The sequence below is a fragment of the Legionella sp. JM-2024 genome (genome assembly GCF_055389095.1).
Genome location: NZ_AP039388.1, coordinates 1202592 through 1224790, shown reverse-complemented (window position 1 = coordinate 1224790; position 22199 = coordinate 1202592). Strand labels below are relative to the sequence as shown.

Genomic DNA, 22199 nt, shown 5'->3' with positions numbered 1-22199 from the left:
GACTGCTTCCTATTAGTATAGATCTCTTTTGTTTTTTTTCTATTAACAACCGTTTTTTTCATCTTTTGTTCATAGCCTTATCCGTCGTAGTCTCAGCGCATTAACAATGACCGAAACAGAAGACAGTGCCATCGCTGCTGCTGCAATAATCGGACTTAAGAGTAAGCCAGTTAGTGGGTATAAAACCCCCGCAGCTAAGGGCACACCCAGTACATTATAAATAAATGCAAAGAAAAGATTTTGACGAATGTTGCTCATGGTCATTTCTGACAAACGACGCGCTTTAACGATGCCACGCAAATCCCCATGTAACAAGGTAATACCAGCGCTTTCGATGGCCACATCAGTACCCGTTCCCATGGCAATACCAATGTCCGCCTTTGCCAAGGCCGGGGCATCATTGACCCCATCACCCGCCATAGCAACCACTAAACCTTTGTCTCTTAATTCACTCACGATGCGGCTTTTATCTTCAGGCATGATTTCAGCCACTACTTTTTTAATACCAAGGGTACCTGCCACCGCTTCTGCTGTTTTCTTACTATCTCCGGTGAGCATAACCATTTCGATGCCGCTTTGCTGCAACTCACGTATTGTTTCAGGAGTAGTCGATTTAATGGGGTCTTCCACCACCAAAAGAGCAACCGTTTTACCATCCACTGCCATGAACATGACTGATGCGCCTTTGCTGCGAAGTTCATCGGCTTTTTCAAAAAGGGCAAGCTTATCACTGCCATACTCTTGCATTAATCGTGCATTACCAACGGCAATACGATGGCCATTTACTTTACCTATCACTCCCTTTCCAGTAGGTGCTTCAAAATCTTCAACCGTCCCCAATGACAATTGTTTTTCTTTTGCTGCCATGACAATGGCAGTGGCGAGCGGATGCTCACTTTGATGTTCGATGCTCGCCGCAAACGTCAAAATGGCCTCTTCATCAAACTCATCATCAGTGACAATACGCGTCAGTTTAGGACGCCCCTCCGTTAGGGTACCTGTTTTATCAACCACTAACGTATTGACCTTTTCCATGCGCTCCAAGCTTTCAGCATTTTTAATCAAAACGCCACTCTGAGCGCCTTTTCCCACTCCGACCATGATGGACATCGGTGTTGCTAAGCCTAACGCGCAAGGACACGCAATGATGAGTACGGAAACGGCAGCGATTAATCCATAGCTAAAGGCTGGCTGCGGGCCGAACAGTGCCCACAGAATGAAAGACAACACCGCAACCAAAATCACCGCCGGCACAAACCAACCTGAGACGGTATCCGCCAATCGCTGAATCGGCGCACGGCTTCGTTGCGCCTCACTGACCATTTGGACAATGCGTGCCAGCATGGTATCACTGCCCACATGCATGGCTTTCATGATAAAACTGCCTGTCTGATTGATTGTTGCACCAATCACTTTGGCGCCCGCTTCTTTTGTAACAGGAATAGGCTCGCCGGTCACCATGGATTCATCGATAAAACTTCGTCCTTCCAGCACTTCCCCATCCACCGGTATTTTTTCACCAGGACGAACACGAAGCTTATCGCCAACGTGCACCTTATCAAGAGATACCTCTTCTTCGCTGCCATCCTCTTTAATGCGATGGGCACTTTCAGGAGCTAATTTCAGCAAGGCACGGATGGCGCTGCCAGTTTGTTCTCGTGCTTTTAATTCCAGCACCTGCCCTAATAAGACCAGAGTCGTAATCACCGCCGCCGCCTCAAAATAAACAGCCACTGTGCCGAATTGACTGCGAAAGGCAAGGGGAAATATCCCAGGAAACAGAACAGCCACTACACTATAAGCCCAAGCCACCCCAATGCCCATGGCAATTAGAGTAAACATGTTTAATTGGCGCGTTTTTAGAGAGTGCCAACCACGCACAAAAAAAGGCCAACCACCCCACAATACCACAGGTGTGGCTAATAGCAATTGAATCCAGTTTGAGATATTGGCAGAGATGAAATGCCCAAATCCATGGGCTCCCATTTCCAACAATACAATAGGAAAAGTAAGAACCAACCCTACCCAAAATCGCCATCTCATGTCGAGGTACTCAGGGCTCGCTCCCTCCTCAGTAGTTATCGATTCCGGTTCTAAAGTCATACCACAAATCGGGCAAATGCCAGGGTTTGATTGGCGAATTTCTGGATGCATGGGACACGTATAGATAACGGCACCATCGGTTTTAGAAGCCGTGTCTTGCCGCTTGTGGAGGCCATGCTCTTTGTGACAGCAAGTAGGCTCTTTGTCGGTATGGGTATGCCCTTGGTGATGGTTGTGTTTCATGGTTTGCTCTCTCTGCTCTGTGAGTACGCTTTAACTTGATTTACCAAGACAGCGAGTATCTTAATGCCCAGCGCCGCCATGACCACCATGCCCACCCGCGCTGTGTCCTCCGTAGCCTCCTTTCACCTCTTGTGAACTCTGTTTCACGGCACCCTCACAAGAGCTCAAAAAGAAGCTCACCAAACCTAGCCCAATGAAAATCCCAATGACCCTGATTGTTTTAAAAAACGACATGCGACGCTCCTTGTAAATAAAAAACACTTGTTCATCTTATTTTTTTAACACCTTGGCGAACTTATTTTTTACCAAAATCTCCACAATCAAATCACTCACGTCAATCGCATTGGTTGCATGACGGATGGTGTTACACGTGATGGTTTGCACGCCTTTTATCCCCGATAACAGGGAATAAGCCTCTTTTGCAAAAAGTGCATGCACACCAATACAAATGACTGACTTAACCCCAGTTTGTTGCAATTGTTTTACCGTTTCTATCATGGTTCTGGCAGTGGAAATGATGTCATCCACTAAAACAGGAGTTGAGGATTCAAGTTCAGGGATGAATGGCATTGAAATAGCCACCTCTTTATCACCACGCCGAATCTTTTCCAAAATTGCATAAGGAAAAGAGCCTTTTTCTGCAATGTCGGCAACCCACTGTTCACTTTCCATATCAGGACCAATTAGAATTGGCTTAGGAACATGATGTTTAATCCATGTAGCAATCATCGATGTGGCATGCAAAACAAAAGTGGGGATCGAGTAGATTTCATCTAACGAGTGATAACGGTGTAAATGCGGATCAATGCTCATCAACCAATCGAATGAACTGGATAACATCTGTGCAAAATAACGTGAAGTAATCCCCTCACCCTGATGAAAGCGTTTATCTTGACGTAGATAGGAAAGATAAGGAGCAATCAAGCCAACTTTTCGAGCCCCTAACTCTTTAGCCGTTTTGGCAAAAAACAACAAAGGGAGTATTTTTTCATCCGGCTCGTTTAAGCTGTCCACCACCATAAGACTGCGATTATTAACCTCTGAATTGATTTTTAAGTACCACTCCGTGTCTGGAAAGCGATGAAAAGTCACATCCCCCACGTCCACTTGCAGAACTTCTTGTAATCGTCTGGCGATTTCTGATGAGTCAAATAATGAAAATAATAAGGGCTTCAAGGGCTTTCTCCTAAAAGAATTACGTCTTGTTTGTCACGTAAAACATCACAGGCGTAATGGAGCTCCCCTGAAGACTCCGAATGAATTGTAAACAAAGGCTCACCTTGTTCAACGGATTCGCCGACATGGACATGGAGGTCAATACCCGCCGATTTCGATTTTGGCGCACCAGCAAGCTTGGCAATTTTTGCAAGCTTTCGATTATCAATGAGGGAGACTTTTCCTGCCTTTGCAGCCACAACAGGATGAGTAAAACGTGCCTTTGTCAATTCCCTCATCCCACCCTGAGCCTCACAAATGGCCTGAAATTTCTTAAAGGCTTGTCCACTTTCCAATAATTGCTTCGCAATGGATTTCCCTAAACCCGGTTGTACTTTCGAAGAACACTCTAACGCAGCACCCGCAAGCGTCAACGCTCGTTCACGCAAATCATTGGGTGCATCAGGCAATCCTTGCAACACCGCCAATACATCGCGAGCTTCTAATGATGGGCCAATGCCATATCCTACCGGTTGTGAACCATCGGTCAATAAAGTATGGACAACAAGCCCTAACTGTTTGCCTACCTCCTCAAGCAATTGTTTCAGAAGGAGCGCCATAGACTGATTCCTCACTTTGGCAGTAGGTCCTACGGGAATATCAATGACCGCATGTGTGGCACCTGTTGCAATTTTTTTAGAAAGAATGGAAGCCACTAATTGCCCCTCACTATCTAAATCTATGGCTCGTTCCACTCGGATGAGCACGTCATCAGCAGGACTTAAACTCACAGCCCCACCCCATACGATACAGCCGTTTTCTTGTTCAACCACTTGGCGCATCTTTTGGGGACTTAAGTGGACTGGAGCTAAAGTCTCCATGGTATCCGCAGTCCCCGCGGGTGATGTAATGGCACGCGATGAGGTTTTTGGAATCATCAATCCAAAGGCGGCCACGATGGGAACTACAATCAGGGTCGTGCGATTTCCCGGCAATCCTCCCACACAATGTTTATCAACGACCAGCGGTGAAGGCCAAGATAAGCGATCACCACTGTCTATCATGGCTTTGGTGAGCTTCATGACTTCCGTACTGGTGAGACGTCCTGAGGCACTTGCCGCTAGAAAAGCGGAGATTTGTACATCAGAAAGTCGACCGCTTAACACATCATCAATAATCACTTTCATTTGCTCAAAAGACAGCTCATTGCCATAAATCTTGGTATGCACATAGCTTAAGGATTCCAAGGGTTTTGGATGAGAGACCTGAATTTCATCGCCTTCTTTGCCCTGTAAAGTATCCCAGGCGTAATCTGACAAACCAGCCTCACCAGGCTGAAGTAGCTCTGAGGTCACCACATTAAGGGTGGCTATAATAGAGTGTTGACCTAAAGTCACTTGGATACGAGTCTGTACTTCGAATCCTTCCGAATGACAGACATGGCAATCCTCTCGCATGTAAATAATGGCCTCATGGTAGGTTTTAATCCCTAAATGCTTTAAACGAAGCCCATGAGAGGTTTTCTTACTCACAACAACTCCTCCGTTTGCAGATAAGAAGGAATAGTGCAAGAAAACCCTAATTGCTTCTCAATTCTCTCTTTTAGCGATTGAGCACTGTGGAGCTCACCATGGGTGATAAAGACTTTTTTGGGTGGACGAGCAAAATGTTTTAGCCATTCTAACAATTCCAAATAGTCAGAATGGGCTGACGTACTGCTCATAACCACGACCTGGGCTTGTATCGGAATAAGGTTTCCATGAATTTTGACTTGTCTCTCCCCATTCACAATTCGAGCACCACGAGTGCCACCCGCCTGAAAGCCAGTAAAAAGTAGGGTATTTTTAGGATTAGGCGCAAAGGCTTTTAAATGATGCAGAATGCGGCCGCCTTGCGCCATGCCGCTGGCCGCTATGATGATTTGCGGCATGTGATGCCTGTCAATCTCCTTGGACTCCTCAGGTGTGTTCACATAGGTGGCAACACGGCATAAACCACGACATTGTTCTGCAGTTAAATGGTGGTCTTCTTTATAAGTGCAGAGTAAATGAGTGGCATCAATGGCCATGGGGCTGTCTAAAAAGACAGGAAGGTCTTTGGGAATTTGCTCTTGTCGTTTCAGTTCATAAATAAAATAAAGAAGACTTTGCGCACGCCCTACTGCAAACGCAGGAATAACGACTGAGCCCCCTCGTTTAACGGTTTGATTAATCACCTGAGCCATTTGAGGCAAAGGATCTGTGGCATCATGCAATCGGTCGCCATAGGTCGATTCCATCACCAGATAATCGGTTTCTTGAATGAAGGCAGGGGCTTTCATGACGGGATCATGCGGACGACCAATGTCTCCGGTAAACACAATGGAACCCTTTTGGGTTTTTATTTTGACCATGGCCGCACCGACGATGTGACCGGCACGATGATACTCAAAACTGAAATCATGAAACACTTGATGCGGGGTATCAAAATCAATGGTTTCAAAATACTGCAATGCCGTCCGAGCTTCCTTTTCAGTATAAAGAGGAAGAGCAGGTTGGTGCTTGGAGAATCCATACTTATTGGCCAAGCGAGCTTCTTCTTCCTGCAGATGACCACTGTCGGGTAACAAAATGGAACACAGTGCTTTGGTACCCGGTGTTGCATAAATTTTGCCTTGGAATCCGTTTTTTACTAATAAGGGCAAATAACCCGTGTGGTCAATATGGGCATGAGTGATAATCACTGCATGAATATCATGAGGGGCAATAGGCAATGGCGCCCAGTTGCGTAATCGTAATTCTTTGTAGCCTTGAAAAAGACCGCAATCAATCAGGATTTTTTTAGAACCAACGGTCAAAAGATATTTAGAACCAGTAACCGTCTCTGTCGCTCCTAAAAAAGTTAATTTCATCTTGCCTCCGTTAAGTCTGTTTTTTTCAAATCCACTTGCCAACGCCACATCACATAAACCACAGGAATCACAATTAAGGTCAGTAAAAGGGCAGAAAAAACCCCACCGACCATGGGTGCTGCAAGACGCTTCATCACATCAGCCCCAATGCCTGTAGCCCACATCACCGGTAATAGGCCAATGATGTTAGCAAGACCCGCCATGGCCATGGGACGAATGCGGGACACCGCACAAAGCTGTACCATTTGAATTAAATCCGGGAAGGTTTTGAGTAATCCCTTTTCTTTTTGTTCATTGTAATCGGAATCAAGGTAAGCGAGCATCACCGCACTGGTTTCAGCCGCAACACCAGCAAGTGCAATCATCCCCACCCAAACAGCAATACTCATGTTGTACCCTAATACATAAAGCAGTAAAAAGCCGCCAAATAAAGCAAAGGGAACGCCTAACATCACCATCAAGGTCTCGGTGATGGTGCGGAAGGTAAAGTAAAATAAGACAAAAATGATGGCCAAGGTCAGTGGCACAAAAATTTTAAGTCGCTCATAGACCCGTTGCATGAACTCGTACTGACCTGACCATGCCAACGTATAACCTGGTGGCAATTTCACTTTGGCGTTGACCGCTTGCTTTAACTCCTCCACATAGCCGCCAATGTCCCGGCCACTGATGTCAATGAACACATAACCTGCTAGCATGCCATTCTCATCGCGAACCATAGCAGGTCCTGAACGAAACGTTAAAGTCACCAATTGCGCGACAGGTACCTCCGCACCACTGGGTGTTTTGACTAAAATACGATTGAGCTTGTCAGGGTCGTCGCGTAATTCCCGCAAATAACGCACATTCACTGGGTAGCGCTCACGCCCTTCAATCGTGGTGGCAATGTTTTCACCACCAACGGCCGATTCAATGATGCGATTAACATCCATAATGGTTAAACCATAGCGAGCCAACTGGTCCCGATTAATTTGAAAATCAAGGAAGTAGCCTCCAGCCACCCGCTCTGCATAGACGTTACTTGTGCCCTTTACTTCTTTGGCCACCATTTCAATTTCTTTGCCAATGGCTTCAATCTTTTTAATGTCTGGGCCAAAAATTTTAATCCCTACGGCCGTTCGAATGCCTGTGGTGAGCATGTCATTACGCGCTTTAATGGGCATGGTCCAGGCATTACTCACACCTGGGAATTGCAACGCTTCATCCATCTCTTTCACCAGGCTTTCATAAGTCACTCCTTTGCGCCAAAATTCTTTAGGCTTTAACTCCACAATCACTTCCATCATATTAAATGGAGAAGGGTCGGTGGACGTTTCGGCTCTTCCCGTCTTGCCAAAAACGTGTGCCACCTCTGGAAATGCTTTTAATTTCTTATCCATTTCTTGAAGTAAAGCCGTCGCTTGAGTGACTGAAATACCTGGTAAAGTAACCGGCATATACAAAATCGTCCCTTCATAAAGAGGGGGCATGAATTCAGAGCCAATGAGTTTATAAAGAGGAATGGTGGCCATAGCCAATACAATGGCAATTCCCACCACAAATTGGCGATATCTCAAAGCAAGCCTCAACACGGGCGCGTACATGGCTTGCATCCACCGCGTAATCGGATGTTTTTGTTCAGGGATGATTCGACCACGCACCAAAAGAGGCAATAGGACAGGAATTAAGGTGATGGCGAGTAAGGCACTCATGAAAATGGCCAAGTTCTTGGTATAAGCCAAGGGCGAAAACAGCCGCCCTTCTTGAGCTTCCAAGGTAAAAACAGGCATGAAGGAGATGGCAATGACCAAAAGGGATGAAAAAATCGCAGGCCCTACTTCTTTCGCCGAATCGATTAACACCTGGGTGCGATCGCCTGGACTTCCTTTTGCTTCCCAATCCGCTAAGCGTTTATGGGCATTATCGACCATGATGATGGCCGCATCGACCATATCACCGATGGCGACAATAATGCCACCAATGGACATGATATTCAGTCCGACATGTAAGAAATAAATGGGGATAAACGAAATCAAAATCGCCAGTGGCAAGGTAATAATAGGAATGAGTGCGGAACGAAAATGACCTAAAAACACAATAATGAGTAACCCAACCACGACGAGCTCTTCAATCAAGTTCCAATTGGCGGTGGAAATCGCTTCTCTAATGAGATTACTGCGATCATACACAGTAACCATTTTTATACCTTCCGGGATGGCTGAAGCTAATTCTTTCAATTTATCCTTGATGCGACCAATTACTTGCAGCACGTCTTCCCCAAAGCGCATGATGACAATACCGCCCACGGCTTCGCCTTGGCCATTTAAATCGACCACCCCGCGGCGCATGTCCGAGCCAAGTTGTACTGTGGCGACATCACGCAGTAAAATCGGTGTGCCATTGGCATTGGTGCCCACGGCAATTTTTTCAATATCCTCAGTAGACTTAATGTATCCGCGACCACGAATCATGTACTCCACGCCCGAAAACTCAATGACTCGACCACCGGTGTCGTTATTACTCATACGAATTTTTTCAACAATCTCAGGAACCGATAGGTTGTAGGCAAGGACTTTGACTGGATCCAAATTGACTTGGTATTGCTTGACAAAACCTCCCACACTGGCTACTTCAGACACCCCAGGAACCGCTCTTAACCAATAGCGCAAATACCAATCCTGAAATGTGCGTAACTCAGCCAGGTTATGCTTGCCATTGTCATCCACCAAGGCGTATTGATAAATCCAACCCACCGGTGTCGCATCAGGGCCCAATTGAGGAGTCACTCCTTCGGGCAATTTTCCAGACAGCTGACTCATGTATTCCAAGACCCGACTTCGCGCCCAATAAATATCCGTACCATCCTCAAAAATGATGTAGACATAAGAAAAGCCAAAATCAGAAAATCCCCGCACAGCTACTACTTTTGGTGCTGACAACAATGCAGTTACAATAGGATACGTGACTTGATCTTCGATGAGATCGGGCGAACGTCCCATCCAGGTCGTATACACAATGACCTGAGTGTCTGAAATGTCAGGCAATGCGTCCATACGGGTATTCTTCAAGGCCATATAGCCCATGAAAGAAAACCCGAGCACAAAAAGCAACACAATAAAACGATTGCGTGCACAAAACTCAATAATCCGTTCAACCATAAAATCCCTTTATTCCAAGGCCAAATCACGCCTCTTTATTAGAGCTTCTTTCCTATTGTAGAGGCTCGGTAAGAAAGTCTATTGATGTTGCATACCTCCCATGGCCGCTTTCAACTGGCTCTCTGAGTCAATGAGGAAATTGGCAGACGTAATAATTTGATCGCCCTCTTTAACCCCTTTGATTATCTCAAGCAAATCCCCTGCCCTAACCCCTAAGGTCACGTCCCGCCATTCAATTTTGCCATTGCCATGGTAAATAAACACCACTGCGCGCTCACCTGTGAGTAGAACAGCATTTTTAGGGACCACAAGACGTTCACCCAAAGGTACTTTGAGTTCCAGATTCACATACATGCCCGGTTTTAATTGCTCCTTCTGGTTGTCCACTTCAAAGCGAACCTTGGCTGTACGTGTTTTCATGTCAATCGTAGGGTAGATAAAATCAAGCTTGGCCTTAAATAATTCATTGGGCAAGTAGGTAAGGGTCAAATCAGCCATTTGACCAAGACGAATATAAGGAAGCTCATATTCGTAAATGTCCCCTAAAACCCACAAGCGTGATAAATCAGCAATGGTATAGAGTTCATCTCCTGGCTCAATGCGCATGCCCACCAGCGCCATTTTTTTAAGAACCGTACCTTGGATGGGGGAATGAATCGTCATCGTCCGAGTGATTTTGCCCGTACGTCTTAATTGCTCAATGTCTTTTTCGGAAATCCCCCACAGCAACAACCTTTGGTGGGCTGCTTGAAAAGCAGACTGCGCACCACGAGCCGCACTCGATGTCGTATTTTTGCTTAATATTTTTTGGGCATTAAGGGCGAGCAAATATTCTTGCTGGGTGGCGACCAATTCAGGACTGTAAACGGTAAAAAGAGCTTGGTCTGCTTTGACTTTTTCTCCGGTAAAATTAATGAATAAGTTCTCAATCCACCCATCAAAGCGTACATGAATATGGGCAACGAGCCGCTCATCGGCTTCAACACGCCCCACAGTACGGATTATCTTTTCAACCACTTGGCGACGCACCGGCTCTGACGTAATGCCAATGGCTTGTAAACGAGCCGGATCAATCACAATCTCATTTCCTTGAGTGGACTGTTTCATGTCCATCTTGCCATGATTATCCATGGCCTGTTGCGCCTGAGTTACCTGCAACAACGAAAGTAAACTCAAAATAACCACACCCTTGATTATCATCTTAAAATTCATAAGAACGTCCCTGTGCTTTCTTCGATTTGTGCAATCGCTTTTTCATGTTCAGCGAGTTCACCGTGCCATTCCAATTCATTTTCTTGCAGCGTCAATAAATTATTCAGCATCGTTAAGAAATCCACTTTGCCCACGCCGTAGGTGGCTTGCGATGAAGTAAATGTTAAGCTGGCTTGTGGAATGATGGTATGTTGAATCAGATGAATGAGTTTTGCAGAGCGCTCTGCCAACAAATAAGCATTTTTCACTTGAAAAGAAAGCATACGATAGGTGGTCTGCAAATCCTCAATATCCGCATTATACCGCGCAAGTGATTCGCGCACGGCATGATTTTGCTTTTGCATGAAATAAAGTGGAACCGTTGCTTTTAACAACACTTGATAGCCTTTGGTGTGCATTCCCGTATCATGAAGTCGTCCCCCTTCGATTTCCACATCCGGGAAATACTCCATTTTACTTAAGCGGATGGCTTGTCGTCCTTTTTGAACAGCACGTTGCTGCATGATTAATTGCGGTGCTCGGCTCTTAACGAGCGTGTAAAAATACTCTAAATTATGCCCCATTGGCGTTACAGGAAGCACTGCTGGTGTATGGATTGTAATTTCTAAGGAACGATTTAAAAGGCGATTGATATCCGCCTGCAGGGATCCCCGTTGTTGCTTTAAGATGACTAAACGCATCAGTAGACGAGAAATCTCAGTTTGGGCACGATAAATATCTTGTTGGGGTGTTTTCCCTACACTGTAATTGGCTTCGGAACTCTTTTCCATTTCATGAAGAAGTTCCTGGTTTCTTTGTACGATCTCGATGGATTTATTGACAAAATAAAGATCGTAATAGAGCCGTTTTAATTCAGCAATGACGGCGAAACTAGTGGCTTGGTATTCTGCTTCCGCTCTTTTGGCCTCGAGCGTTGCTATCCTTCCTCGCACAATGAGTTTGCCAGGAAAAGGAATTTCTTGTTGGCCACCCAACATTTGCTCGCGTCTTGGATCCACATCCATAGGGATATTCTCAGACATGTTGATGTACCCTGCATTAAGCTTCGGATCGGGTAACGCTTTTGCCTGTGGAATCACATGGATTGCTGCCAGTAGTCGGTCGCGTGCCGCACGAATTTGAGGGTTGTTTTGAGTGGCCTCATTGATTAGCTGCGATAAAGCAGGCGGTGTCTTGGCATAAGATACTGGCCCTGCAAAACAACAGAAACCTAAGAGAATAGTCCAAATCATTTTTTTAGCACTAAAATGCTTCATTGGGTGCCTTCCTTAGCCGTTTCTGAGCTTCTATCACTAACAAAGGCACCATGCCTAATAGAATCCAAACCAGGCATTGGGTGAATGAGACCGGTTGTATCCCAAATAATTCGCGCAATACCGGGATATGATGAATCAAGACCTGCAGGGAAAAACTGATGCTCACAATAAAAAAGAGTCTTAAATTGGAAAACAATCCTACTTGCCAAATATTTTTGGTGTCGCTTCGCGCTCCAAAGGCCCATAAAAGCTCGGCGGTTACTAAAACAGAAAAGGCCGCATCTTGGGCTTGAATTAAATCCTTATCGATTAAATATTCATAAGCAAACACACTAAGGATTACTAAAGCCTTTAAACAACCCACAAAGGTTACTCGTTTGAAAAACGCCATATCCATCATGGATTTTTGCGTGGCTCTGGGTGGACGATTCAAAATCCCTGGCTCTGACATATCGGTAGCTAAGCCAATGGCCGGCAAACCATCGGTTACTAAGTTAATCCATAATAATTGGATAGGAAGCAACGGCAATGGCCAGCCGATTAAAAGTGCTACAAACACAACCAGTAACTCCCCACTATTGCCTGCTAATAAATAGGCAAGCGTTTTGGCAATGTTATCGTAAATCGTGCGACCTTCTTCAATACCTGCCACAATCGAGGTGAAGTTATTGTCCATGACGATGATGTCAGAGGCTTCCTTAGTTACAGCAGTCCCTGTTTTCCCCATGGCAATGCCCACCGAAGCTTCTCTTAAAGCAGGCGCATCATTCACCCCATCGCCTGTCATCGCCACCACCATTTGTTGTTTTTTCCAGGCCCGTACGATTTTTAATTTATGCTCCGCAGTCACACGAGCATAGACAGCAATGTCTTTGACGCAATGGTTAAATTCTTCCTCCGACATGTTTTCAAGTTCATTGCCAGTGAGCAATCGGTCACCTGCCTCCAAAATGCCAAGCTCTTTGGCAATGGCTCTTGCCGTATCAGGATGGTCTCCTGTAATCATCACTGGTTTAATACCAGCCTTTTTACAGCGACTGATGGATTCCTTGCTACTCGCATGAGGTGGGTCCTGAAGACCAATAAGACCTAAGAAAACCAGGTTATTTTCAATCTCTTCCTCTTCTTCTAAAGTTGTAGGCTCTAATTGGCGCTTCGCAAAAGCTAACAGTCGCAATGCTTCGCTGGCCATGAGTTCACAGGATTGTTTCATGCGCGCCTTATCATTCGGCGTTACTTTTTTAATGCCTGTTTTGGTTAAAATATGGGTGCAGCGCTCCAAGATAATTTCTGGTGCCCCCTTCACAAAAGCGATGTGTTCATGGTCTTGTCGACACACGACCGTCATGCGTTTGCGTTCGGAGCTAAAGGGTAACTCTTTGATGCGAGGATAAGAGGCTTGCAGTTCCCCTTGCCAAACGCCTCCTTTGGCTGCTGCAACCAAAAGGGCCACTTCAGTTGGGTCTCCCACAGTAGCTACCTGTCCATCTTGGCTCTCAAAACTCGCGTTATTGCAAGCCACCATCGCATGCAAAGTAGCTTGCAACAACGGGTCTTCTGACACATTAATTTCTTGACCTTGAAGAGTAAATCCTCCCGAGAGGTTATAGCCTTCTCCATGAATACTATAAACATCACTTGCTGTCACAAGCTGACGTGCGGTCATTTCACCCACGGTTAATGTTCCTGTTTTATCCGTGCAAATGACTTGTAAACAGCCGAGTGTTTCAACCGCCGATAATCGCCTTACCAGTACGGCACGCCGTACCATACGTTGCACGCCGAGTGCTAAAGCCACCGTTACTACGGCAGGCAAGCCTTCAGGAATTGCAGCCACTGCAAGACTGACTGAACTCATGAATAAGCTGAATAGAGAGATATTACGTAAAAGACCTAAGCCAAAAATGGCAATGATAATGAAAAAGCAAAGCCACAATAGACGAGAACCCACTTGATTGAGTTTTTTCTGCAAAGGCGTTTCATCACGAGACGCTTCACCCAGCATTTTGGCAATGTGCCCCATTTCCGTTTGCATACCAGTCGCCACGACAAGCGCGCGACCGGTGCCATCGGCTATAGAGGTGCCCATAAACACCATGTTTTTACGATCGGCTAGAGGCGTCTCGGCAGTGCAAACATCCAGATTTTTAGCAACGGGTATCGACTCACCCGTGAGTGGCGCCTCATTAACCTTAAGCGCTGATAATTCAAAAAGGCGAGCATCGGCAGCGATTAAATCACCGCTTTCAAAAAGAAGAATATCACCTGGTACGATATCAGAAGCGGCTATCACCTTCGCATGGCCATCGCGAAGCACTGTTGCTTTGGGAGCAGCCATTTGCTGAAGCGCAAGCATTGCCCTATCAGCGCGATATTCCAAAAAAAATCCGATGATGGCATTTAAAATGACAATGGCCAAAATGGCAATGGCATCGGCTTTTTCATCCAACAAAAAAGACACAACAACAGCACCTAAAAGTACCCAAATCACCACACTTGCAAATTGCTGCAAAAAAATGACGAAAGGGGATGTTTTTTTCTGTTGACTCAGCAGGTTAGGTCCTACTTCTTTTAGCCGCTGTTCTGCTACTTTTTCAGATAGTCCTAAAGATAAGTCGGTTTGAAACAACAACACCATATCTGCAGGTGCTTTTTCGTGCCATTGTTCTGCCATGACAGCCATCCTTTGCATTCGCCCGTCCACTATGATGTGGTGCGCATCATTTTATCTCAATTTTTAGTGCCCGAATAGATTAATAGTTCTTAGACTTTATAGGATGAGCGCTCATATGAATCTTTAGGATTGAGTAATAAAGATTTTAGTGTTAGCGACCACCACCGCCACCATGGCCAACATGACCTTGAGCGACATGCTCTTCGAGACTTTTAGTGTACTTACTACTCGTGCCACTGCTCATGCACGCAGTAAGGACTAAACAACACGCCAAAACCATCCAATGACTTTGTTTCATGATAATTTCTATCCTTGATTTTAAAGGAAATAATTACAATATAGACTCTTTGGTATGGATAAGTCAAAACAAAGTGTTCTATGCTTTGACGAACAATTAGCTAGGAATAACCTTTGAGAAGCTCAATTAAAATGTCTTGATGTGTCCTCAAAAAAACCTAAAAAAATTTACGTGCAAAAGAAAACTTTGTCCCTTTGTTTTGAATTAATTGAATGATAGTTGAATTGTTTTTAGCTCACTTTTTTCGTATCCTAAACCGATTCAAAATTTGAGTTAGTTTTTTGAAATATTAAACTAATTAATTGACACGTATCACATCCATTTCGTCATCCCAACAAAGAACCATCGCTGACGATCCTAACCAACATTTAGGGTACCTCTACTTATATTTAATGCCTGTCTTAAAAAGACAATCATGATATCATTCTATTTACTGATTAAAATAAATAGCATACAAAATATAACTATAAGAAACTATTTTAAAACCTATTGGTTTTCTTGGAGACGAAAATATTGTGAAGAAATTTGCCATCACCCTAATGAGCTTGATATTCATTAACTCATATTATCCTACTGCTTTCTCCGAAAAACCTAATCAACGCATGATGAACAATCAATCGACACATTCTTTGAAATCAAAAAATACCTTGCAATTATCTATTCAAGAGATAATGGATAAAAAGGACAAGAAACTGGTATTAATCAAATTAATTGACACCAAAAGCAATAAACCAATCACCTTAAACGATCTTATTGAAGCACATACACAAAAGATTCATTTGTTGATTATCGATGATACACTTCTTGACTACAGTCATGTCCATCCAGTCGAAACAACGATACCAGGCATCTATCAATTTGAATGGCAGCCTACGCTTAAGAGTGCCTCCTATCGAGCATGGGCTGATCTTATACCGACTAATACAAAAACCCAAGAATATGTAGTTGCTGATTTACCTTACCCAAAGACAAAAAAGAAATTGGAAAATCCTATTCATCGACAACCATTATTTGAAAGTAGTGTTGATGGCTACCATTTTAAATTGTCTTTTGATAAAACACCATTGCACGTCGGTCAAGCAGTCATGGGCAAAATTGACATCACCGATGCAAAGGAAAACCCAGTTCATACCCTAGAACCCATTATGGGTGCTTATGCCCACATCGTTGGTTTTAATGAGGACTTTAAAACAGTAACTCATGTTCATCCAATGGGCAAGGAACCTACAAATAATACGGAACGAGGAGGACCTGAATTGCTATTTCATATAAAACCTAACAAAGTAGGATTTATTAAAATGTTCGCCCAAGTGCAAATCGATGGGAAAACACTGTTTGTTCCGTTTGGAGTCACAGTAAATTCATAAAGATCTTTGATGGATTGTGAATTCACAGGGGTTAGGCCTAGCATAATGATTTATCCTGTTTGCCATTCGTCTGTATGAACGCTACGGTTTGATTGAGACACCACAACGAGCCCCGAATGGCTATCGCCAATATCTAGAAGACGTCGTTGATTGCCTTCAACTTTGCCAAACTCAGATTGCATTAAAAGCGATCTTAATATTCAAATATAACATGATCCATCCACTCTCCATGTGGGTCATTAGAAATACCAAGCAACCAAGAAGCAGCAACAACCAACTCTTTGGACAGAACTAAAGCCTCTTCAGGTCCTGGGCTTCTCGTACCCTGCTCCCAATTCCCAATCCTGGCAGCGCCAAATCCTGTTCTCTCTGCCAATATCTTAATCGTCAACCCATTTGCTTTTCTAGCCTGCGTAATCCTACTACCTATAATTTTTTTCATGTTCATTTAGGTTCATTTGATATCAAACGGAAATAGCCCATTGACACTAAAAAGTGCTTATTTACAATGGGTTATCAACAACACGTTTCGTGTTATTGATTGATACTAAATGAAATTATTTGATATTGCAAACACTGAATTTGGAACAGTGTTTTTAGATGGATGAATAAGAAAATGGGATTTTTGTTTGTTACTACTAACGAATTATCCGCACTGATGGGATTGCCTTATATCCAGCAATCGACCTACTTGCTGGGGATTCGACCTTATATGGATAGGGAAACCTTTCTGGTTGGGGTTAAACGAAAAATCAGTTATCAGCAACTCGCTGAGGCTTTATATATTGAGCCTCATCAAGGCTTTCAACAATCCGGTAGTCCTAGTCGTCAACAATTGCGAAGAATCATCTATGCGCTGGAGAGAGCTGGTTTAATCAAGATTGAGTCCATAGGCATGAACCTGATTGTAAAATGCCTTTTAGCTGATACGGATATTTCTGTCCAAAATAAACCCGACACAAACCCGACACAGCAACCCGACACAAACCCGAACATCAAAAAGAATTACAAATCATCAAGTTACGATGATTTTTCTAAAAAATCCAACACAGTTGAAAACACAAAACCCGACACACCTCATAACTCAGAAAATTTGTGTGTGTATGTGCGCGCCCAATTTCAAAAATTTTGGGAACTTTATCCACAGAAGCAAGATGAGACCAGGGCATTCCAGGAGTTTTATAAACTCAAGCCCGATGAAACGCTGTTTAGACAGATGATGGATGCTCTGCAAGAACAAATTGAAAACCGTTTAGACATGGAGCTCTGTGGCGAGTGGGTTCCTAAATGGAAGTTTCCAGCCAATTGGCTAGCCCAACAATGCTGGAATGATGAACTTTTACCCATAAGAAAACAGGAGCAAGGCCATGCAAACATTCAAACAAGTTATAGAAAAAAATCAGCCGCAGATATTCTCGCTGAATCCTGCAAAGAATCCAGCTTCAGCATCAACTTTGAAGATAAACCCCAAACAGGAAACAACGTCCTCCACTTCAATTCAACAAGAAGCGTATGACAAACGGGTTGATACTTTGTTCTTAAGATTTAATGCCATTTATGGTGCCTTATGGCTTTCTGCCTATAACAATGAAAAAGCCCTTGAAGCTGCCAAGCTGGAATGGGCTGACAGCATCAAAGAATTTGATAGCCAGGTCTTAACCTTTGCGGTGGAAAAAATAAAAAGAACGCAACAACGCCCTCCCGTTATTCCTGTCTTTGTAGAACTTTGCATCAGCATTCAAAAAAGTATTAAGGCAAGAGAAGAAGCTCTGCGGGCTAAACCCGAAAACCATAAAAGAACCGACCCACAAATCGTTAAATCCCACATCAAAGAGATGATGGAAAAGCTAACCAGTCCCTCAGTTAAGGAGAAAAAATCATGCTGATCCTAGACCGCAAAATTGGTGAAGAAATCTATATCAATAAAGGCAAAATCAAAATCACTGTTCTTTATGAAAAAAATGGCCTGATAGGAATTGGTGTCAGAGCACCCAGCGAAATCGATATCGATCGCAAAGAAGTCTTTATCCGCAAATACATTCAAAAATTAGACCAAGAAAACAAGTCAAATCAAGGATAGGGATAGTTATGTTGAGAACAACCATTATTGGCCTTTTAGCCCTAAGCAGCCTGCAAATACAAGCTGCTAATATCACCCAGGTTGGACGTTATGCTACCGTGAATAATCAACCCCTGGCAGCACAGATAAATCCGCTTAAAACAGTCCAGCAGATTCATTTCCCAAGCTCAGTTCAAACGATAGGTGAAGCGGTTGAGTATTGGCTTCGTTATTCAGGTTACCATCTTGCTCCCCAGGATAAGCAAAACGAAAGCCTTAAACAAATCTTCCAACAACCCCTACCCCAAGTCACCAGAAACCTTGGTCCTTTAACTATAGCCGACGGGCTCACGGTATTGGTTGGGAAAACCCTGTTTAGCCTCAAGCAGGATGACCTCTTAAGAGAAATCAATTTCAGTCTTAATGCAAGGAGAGCACAATGAAGAAATTTCTGGATGCCAAATGGCTTGGCCTGGTTGTTTTAAATGTTCTGGTGATTGTGTTTGTGTGTGTAAAACACCAATCTTCATCCATCAATAATAACAATCTGAATGGTCTGGAACAAAAACTTATAACTATTCAATCGCAATTAAATAAACCTAACCAACAACCCGATCTTTCCCCTATTACTGACAATATCAAACAGCTTGGGGATTTCATCCAACAAATGCAAAACAAAGACGACCATCAATTAGGTGATCTTTTTTCAACCGAACAAGCTGCTATTAAAAACCAGCTCGATGGCATTAAAGAATTGCTGAAGCATTTAGATAGCCAAAAGCAGCCTATTAAAATGCTGCCAGCAAGCGAACTTCCTTTTAGAGTTTTAAGCATAGACAGCGTACAGGAAATTTCAGTCGCATCGGTTGCTTACGATTATAAAACCCAAGCCCTAGAGAAAGGGGATTCCCTAGCCGGATGGAAAATCCTAGATATCAATTTTGCCAAGCAAACTATCGAATTTGAGAACGCAGATAAAGCCCATGTTCTGATGCATTTGACTCAACAAGAGGTGGGCAATGAATAAATTGTCTACCATCACTCTATGCCTGTTATTAGGCCAGCAAGCCATCGCAGGTTTGTATATCCCTGGCATTGCCACCTCACCCATGCAACAAGCCGACAATGCCCTAGCAAAAGCAGGTCTTACTGAGTTTCATGATGAAGTGATCGAAGAAAAGGATTTCCTACTGAATGATGTTCAAAAGCAAGAAGCTAAAATCTGGGGATTGAATGAAAAAGAAGAAAAACGCTATCTGCAATTAATGCAAAGCAGAAGCGGTGTGTATTATAAAGACTTGCGCATGACACCGATTGATATTCTTGGACTTAACGCCAGAGATGATGCGGAACGTGAACATTTTGCAAGCCTTGCTGCTCGCCAGGAAGCACAAAAAGTGGCGCAAAATATCGCTTGGAACAATGCTTTTTATAAGGCCTATAACGAACTATTTAAAGACGTACCCGTGGTTGGCGATTTTGATCCCTCCCCTTACTCACCCTATGCTCATCAACCTATTCAATTAAAAGAGGGTGAAACACTCTATTTATTTATAAAACCTGACGATGCGGTTACCACCATTGTACTGCAACTGATTGACGCGATTAACCGCACTCCCAATACAAAACTTAACCTGCTGTTTCTGGATATGAACAATAACGCCATACAACTGTGGGCGAATCGACATCAAATCCCCATTCAATTAGTGACCAATCAGCAAATCACGCTAACCCCTGGCAACCAACAATTTGAAGGCTTAGCACTTGCCAAGAAACAAACCCCATTACTGTTAATAGCCAATGGTAAAACCTCGCAAGTTGTCGATTTAGGAAGATTTTAATGATTAGGATTCTACTTTTACTGTCGGTCGCGTTGAATGTTCATAGCATGAACGTCATTCCTTTAACCCTGTCACAAAGTGATACGTCATTAAAATTAAATTTGTCCAGCCCAATAGGCGTACCAGCCAAAAGCAAAGCTACCGCAGGCAAAGTCAGCCGCAAAACATTGGATACCACTTTATTAAACATGCCTTTGTTTGTCATAGGTGCAGATAAAGCATCGATTCAATGGTTGGAACAGCATCAAGAAGAATTAAAATTCATGCAAGCCACAGGATTCATTACCAACGTCAATGACTTTGAAACCATTGTCGCTTTGCAAGAAAAATTCAAACTACCGTTACTGCCCGTTAATGTTGATCCCTTGCTTGCATACCTTCACGAACAACATTACCCCTTAATCATTGCTGAGGGGGCTTTATGGCAGTAAAACAATATTCAAGACAAATGACCATGCAGTTAACCATAGTACTATTTTTAGGTTGGTTGGCGATTATTATCTGGGCGTTAAGTCAATGGCTGTTGCATGGCTACTCCTTTGCTTTTGAAAAAGTGAATATCCTTGTAAACACACAAAGAGAGGCCATCACCCCTGTTTATCAAGGCTCATTGCTGGTAGTACTTCCTTTAAATGCCAAACCAGATTGGGTATTTACCATTCCTTATTTCAACAAATTGGCCATCAATGATCTTGCCAAGGATTTAATCGAAAAATCACAGCAATTCGTGCAGATCCTTTTATTAAGCAGCCAGTGCCTTTTAATAAAACTCATTATCCTATTCGCTGCCATGCCCTTATTTGCTTTGACCATGATTGCAGGTCTGGTTGACGGTCTAAATCAAAGAGCGATACGCACTGCTTGTTTAGGTCGTGAATCCTCTTACGTGTTCCACAGGCTTAATCACTATTTGAAAAAAGGACTGGTGATTTTACTCATACTGTGGCTTGCCCTGCCCGTTAGCATCACCCCTGCTTATGTCTTTGTGCCTGTCAGTTTGTTGATGGGATTAATGGTAGCCATGACGGCCAGCCGCTTTAAGAAATACTTATAGGGAGAAACCATGAAACGAATACTATGCCTCACCTTAATGATAATAAGCCTGCAATGCTCTGCGAATAACCCTGATTTGAATGAAACGCTGGTACGTATCATTAATCAGATTAACGCCATCATGCCTTTGCTTGATGAAGCGCAAACACAGATAACACCAAATGCCCGTATCCAATTGCAAATCGAAGGATTTGAAGATCTCCAAGGCCAGCATCACTCCGGATTGAGAGAAGACTTGCTAAACATTCGAAACGGCCTGATTGACTACATCAACCAGCCCATCATTGCCCCTCGAAAAATTAAACCATTAGAAATGGATTTTGTGAGGAAACCCTAATGAGTAAAGACGAAATAGCGAGAATGTTTGCTTCAACATTCAAACAAGCCAGCAACAACATCTCAGCCCAAGTCTTTTCCAGCAGTATCCGTTTTATTGCCATAAGCCTGGTGATTTTAGCGGTGATGTGGTGCGTCAACCACATGATGGGAACCGAGGAAAAACAGCAACAAGGATACTTGCTGAATTTCGGCTCTCGAATGGTCAGGCTTGTCATTGGCCTGATGATTTTCATTTTAGTGTTATTCGTTAAGGAGACAACATGAAAACAACGCTTCGCACGCTCTACCTGGGAGCTGTCAATCTTTTTTACGCCCCTGTGTTATTGGCAGATAACTGGTTCCCTAAAATTTCTGATGCGGACAACATTGGTGACGGTTCCAAAAGCATGATGTCGGTAACAGGCAATTACGTCAAACAGGGTCTTGGCTTATTGCTGTTCATTACCGCAGTCGTGACCTTTATCAAGTTCATTACCACGGTGCAACACGGTATTGAAGAATCCAAAAAGAACGAAGGTTCCATGGTGGCCTTCGGTACTTTTGCCGTAATGGGAATCACCTATTTAGCCATTAGCATCGCTTCTGGTTATGTGGGTTATACCATGATTACCAAGTTCAAAATATAGGAGGTG

At 43.7% G+C, this 22199-nt stretch carries 23 protein-coding genes; 12 read left to right on the top strand and 11 right to left on the bottom strand.

The features are described 5' to 3' along the window. Nucleotides 1-69 precede the first annotated feature (69 nt). The 10 genes from ACZ5EK_RS05355 to ACZ5EK_RS05310 form a co-directional block, all read right to left on the bottom strand. Complete coding sequence (locus ACZ5EK_RS05355; RefSeq protein WP_061634634.1) at nucleotides 70-2286, bottom strand: copper-transporting P-type ATPase; 2217 nt, start codon at nucleotides 2284-2286, stop codon at nucleotides 70-72. Between the two features lie 60 nt (nucleotides 2287-2346). Next, nucleotides 2347-2520, bottom strand: coding sequence for a hypothetical protein (locus ACZ5EK_RS05350; protein ID WP_171945251.1), 174 nt, complete (start codon nucleotides 2518-2520; stop codon nucleotides 2347-2349). Between the two features lie 36 nt (nucleotides 2521-2556). Further along, nucleotides 2557-3462, bottom strand: a complete 906-nt coding sequence (locus ACZ5EK_RS05345) for a ribose-phosphate pyrophosphokinase (RefSeq protein ID WP_061634633.1) — start codon at nucleotides 3460-3462, stop codon at nucleotides 2557-2559. Beyond that, nucleotides 3459-4973, bottom strand: coding sequence for a thymidine phosphorylase family protein (locus ACZ5EK_RS05340; protein ID WP_061634632.1), 1515 nt, complete (start codon nucleotides 4971-4973; stop codon nucleotides 3459-3461). The genes ACZ5EK_RS05345 and ACZ5EK_RS05340 overlap by 4 nt, the downstream gene beginning before the upstream one ends. Then, the gene (locus ACZ5EK_RS05335; protein WP_318796014.1) at nucleotides 4970-6331 is read right to left on the bottom strand and encodes an MBL fold metallo-hydrolase; all 1362 of its coding nucleotides are present in this window, start codon (nucleotides 6329-6331) and stop codon (nucleotides 4970-4972) included. Before ACZ5EK_RS05335 ends, ACZ5EK_RS05340 begins: the two co-directional genes overlap by 4 nt. Continuing rightward, nucleotides 6328-9468, bottom strand: a complete 3141-nt coding sequence (locus ACZ5EK_RS05330; protein ID WP_464431764.1) for an efflux RND transporter permease subunit — start codon at nucleotides 9466-9468, stop codon at nucleotides 6328-6330. The genes ACZ5EK_RS05335 and ACZ5EK_RS05330 overlap by 4 nt, the downstream gene beginning before the upstream one ends. 78 nt (nucleotides 9469-9546) lie before the next feature. Continuing rightward, nucleotides 9547-10680, bottom strand: a complete 1134-nt coding sequence (locus tag ACZ5EK_RS05325; protein WP_021582703.1) for an efflux RND transporter periplasmic adaptor subunit — start codon at nucleotides 10678-10680, stop codon at nucleotides 9547-9549. Next, nucleotides 10677-11936 carry a TolC family protein gene (locus tag ACZ5EK_RS05320; RefSeq protein ID WP_061634629.1) on the bottom strand — a complete coding sequence of 420 codons (1260 nt, stop codon included), beginning with the start codon at nucleotides 11934-11936 and terminating at the stop codon, nucleotides 10677-10679. Before ACZ5EK_RS05320 ends, ACZ5EK_RS05325 begins: the two co-directional genes overlap by 4 nt. Then, nucleotides 11923-14610, bottom strand: a complete 2688-nt coding sequence (locus ACZ5EK_RS05315; RefSeq protein ID WP_061634628.1) for a cation-translocating P-type ATPase — start codon at nucleotides 14608-14610, stop codon at nucleotides 11923-11925. Before ACZ5EK_RS05315 ends, ACZ5EK_RS05320 begins: the two co-directional genes overlap by 14 nt. Before the next feature lie 151 nt (nucleotides 14611-14761). Beyond that, the gene (locus ACZ5EK_RS05310; RefSeq protein WP_016356828.1) at nucleotides 14762-14908 is read right to left on the bottom strand and encodes a hypothetical protein; all 147 of its coding nucleotides are present in this window, start codon (nucleotides 14906-14908) and stop codon (nucleotides 14762-14764) included. Between the two features lie 515 nt (nucleotides 14909-15423). Between ACZ5EK_RS05310 and ACZ5EK_RS05305 the strand changes: the two genes are divergently transcribed. Then, entirely contained in the window at nucleotides 15424-16275 is an 852-nt protein-coding gene (locus tag ACZ5EK_RS05305) for a hypothetical protein (protein ID WP_014843645.1), read from the top strand. A 193-nt stretch (nucleotides 16276-16468) separates the two neighbouring features. Here ACZ5EK_RS05305 and ACZ5EK_RS05300 read toward each other — a convergent pair whose 3' ends face one another. Then, entirely contained in the window at nucleotides 16469-16723 is a 255-nt protein-coding gene (locus tag ACZ5EK_RS05300) for a helix-turn-helix domain-containing protein (protein ID WP_011215153.1), read from the bottom strand. A 168-nt stretch (nucleotides 16724-16891) separates the two neighbouring features. Here ACZ5EK_RS05300 and ACZ5EK_RS05295 point away from each other — a divergent pair, with 168 nt between their 5' ends. From ACZ5EK_RS05295 to ACZ5EK_RS05245, 11 genes are read left to right on the top strand one after another with little or no spacing between them, the layout of a single operon-like run. After that, nucleotides 16892-17791 (top strand): hypothetical protein, encoded by a 900-nt coding sequence (locus ACZ5EK_RS05295; RefSeq protein ID WP_014843644.1) that lies wholly within the window; start codon nucleotides 16892-16894, stop codon nucleotides 17789-17791. Continuing rightward, complete coding sequence (locus ACZ5EK_RS05290; RefSeq protein WP_223381092.1) at nucleotides 17730-18161, top strand: hypothetical protein; 432 nt, start codon at nucleotides 17730-17732, stop codon at nucleotides 18159-18161. Before ACZ5EK_RS05295 ends, ACZ5EK_RS05290 begins: the two co-directional genes overlap by 62 nt. Then, nucleotides 18155-18355 carry a carbon storage regulator gene (locus ACZ5EK_RS05285; RefSeq protein ID WP_010946738.1) on the top strand — a complete coding sequence of 67 codons (201 nt, stop codon included), beginning with the start codon at nucleotides 18155-18157 and terminating at the stop codon, nucleotides 18353-18355. Before ACZ5EK_RS05290 ends, ACZ5EK_RS05285 begins: the two co-directional genes overlap by 7 nt. Before the next feature lie 8 nt (nucleotides 18356-18363). Then, a complete protein-coding gene (pilL2, locus tag ACZ5EK_RS05280) occupies nucleotides 18364-18777 on the top strand; it encodes a PFGI-1 class ICE element type IV pilus protein PilL2 (RefSeq protein WP_010946737.1) in 414 nt (137 codons plus the stop codon). Next, nucleotides 18774-19361 carry a hypothetical protein gene (locus ACZ5EK_RS05275; protein WP_010946736.1) on the top strand — a complete coding sequence of 196 codons (588 nt, stop codon included), beginning with the start codon at nucleotides 18774-18776 and terminating at the stop codon, nucleotides 19359-19361. Before pilL2 ends, ACZ5EK_RS05275 begins: the two co-directional genes overlap by 4 nt. Further along, nucleotides 19354-20175: a TIGR03759 family integrating conjugative element protein gene (locus tag ACZ5EK_RS05270; RefSeq protein ID WP_014843643.1), complete on the top strand. Its 822-nt coding sequence runs from the start codon at nucleotides 19354-19356 to the stop codon at nucleotides 20173-20175. The genes ACZ5EK_RS05275 and ACZ5EK_RS05270 overlap by 8 nt, the downstream gene beginning before the upstream one ends. Beyond that, entirely contained in the window at nucleotides 20175-20606 is a 432-nt protein-coding gene (locus tag ACZ5EK_RS05265; protein ID WP_014843642.1) for an integrating conjugative element protein, read from the top strand. The genes ACZ5EK_RS05270 and ACZ5EK_RS05265 overlap by 1 nt, the downstream gene beginning before the upstream one ends. After that, complete coding sequence (locus ACZ5EK_RS05260; RefSeq protein ID WP_027219597.1) at nucleotides 20597-21229, top strand: IncC plasmid conjugative DNA transfer DtrJ family protein; 633 nt, start codon at nucleotides 20597-20599, stop codon at nucleotides 21227-21229. The genes ACZ5EK_RS05265 and ACZ5EK_RS05260 overlap by 10 nt, the downstream gene beginning before the upstream one ends. A 9-nt stretch (nucleotides 21230-21238) precedes the next feature. Next, nucleotides 21239-21565, top strand: a complete 327-nt coding sequence (locus ACZ5EK_RS05255; protein WP_016356826.1) for an RAQPRD family integrative conjugative element protein — start codon at nucleotides 21239-21241, stop codon at nucleotides 21563-21565. Then, nucleotides 21565-21831: a hypothetical protein gene (locus ACZ5EK_RS05250; RefSeq protein ID WP_011215143.1), complete on the top strand. Its 267-nt coding sequence runs from the start codon at nucleotides 21565-21567 to the stop codon at nucleotides 21829-21831. The genes ACZ5EK_RS05255 and ACZ5EK_RS05250 overlap by 1 nt, the downstream gene beginning before the upstream one ends. Then, nucleotides 21828-22193, top strand: a complete 366-nt coding sequence (locus ACZ5EK_RS05245) for a hypothetical protein (RefSeq protein WP_011213425.1) — start codon at nucleotides 21828-21830, stop codon at nucleotides 22191-22193. The genes ACZ5EK_RS05250 and ACZ5EK_RS05245 overlap by 4 nt, the downstream gene beginning before the upstream one ends. Nucleotides 22194-22199 lie beyond the last annotated feature (6 nt).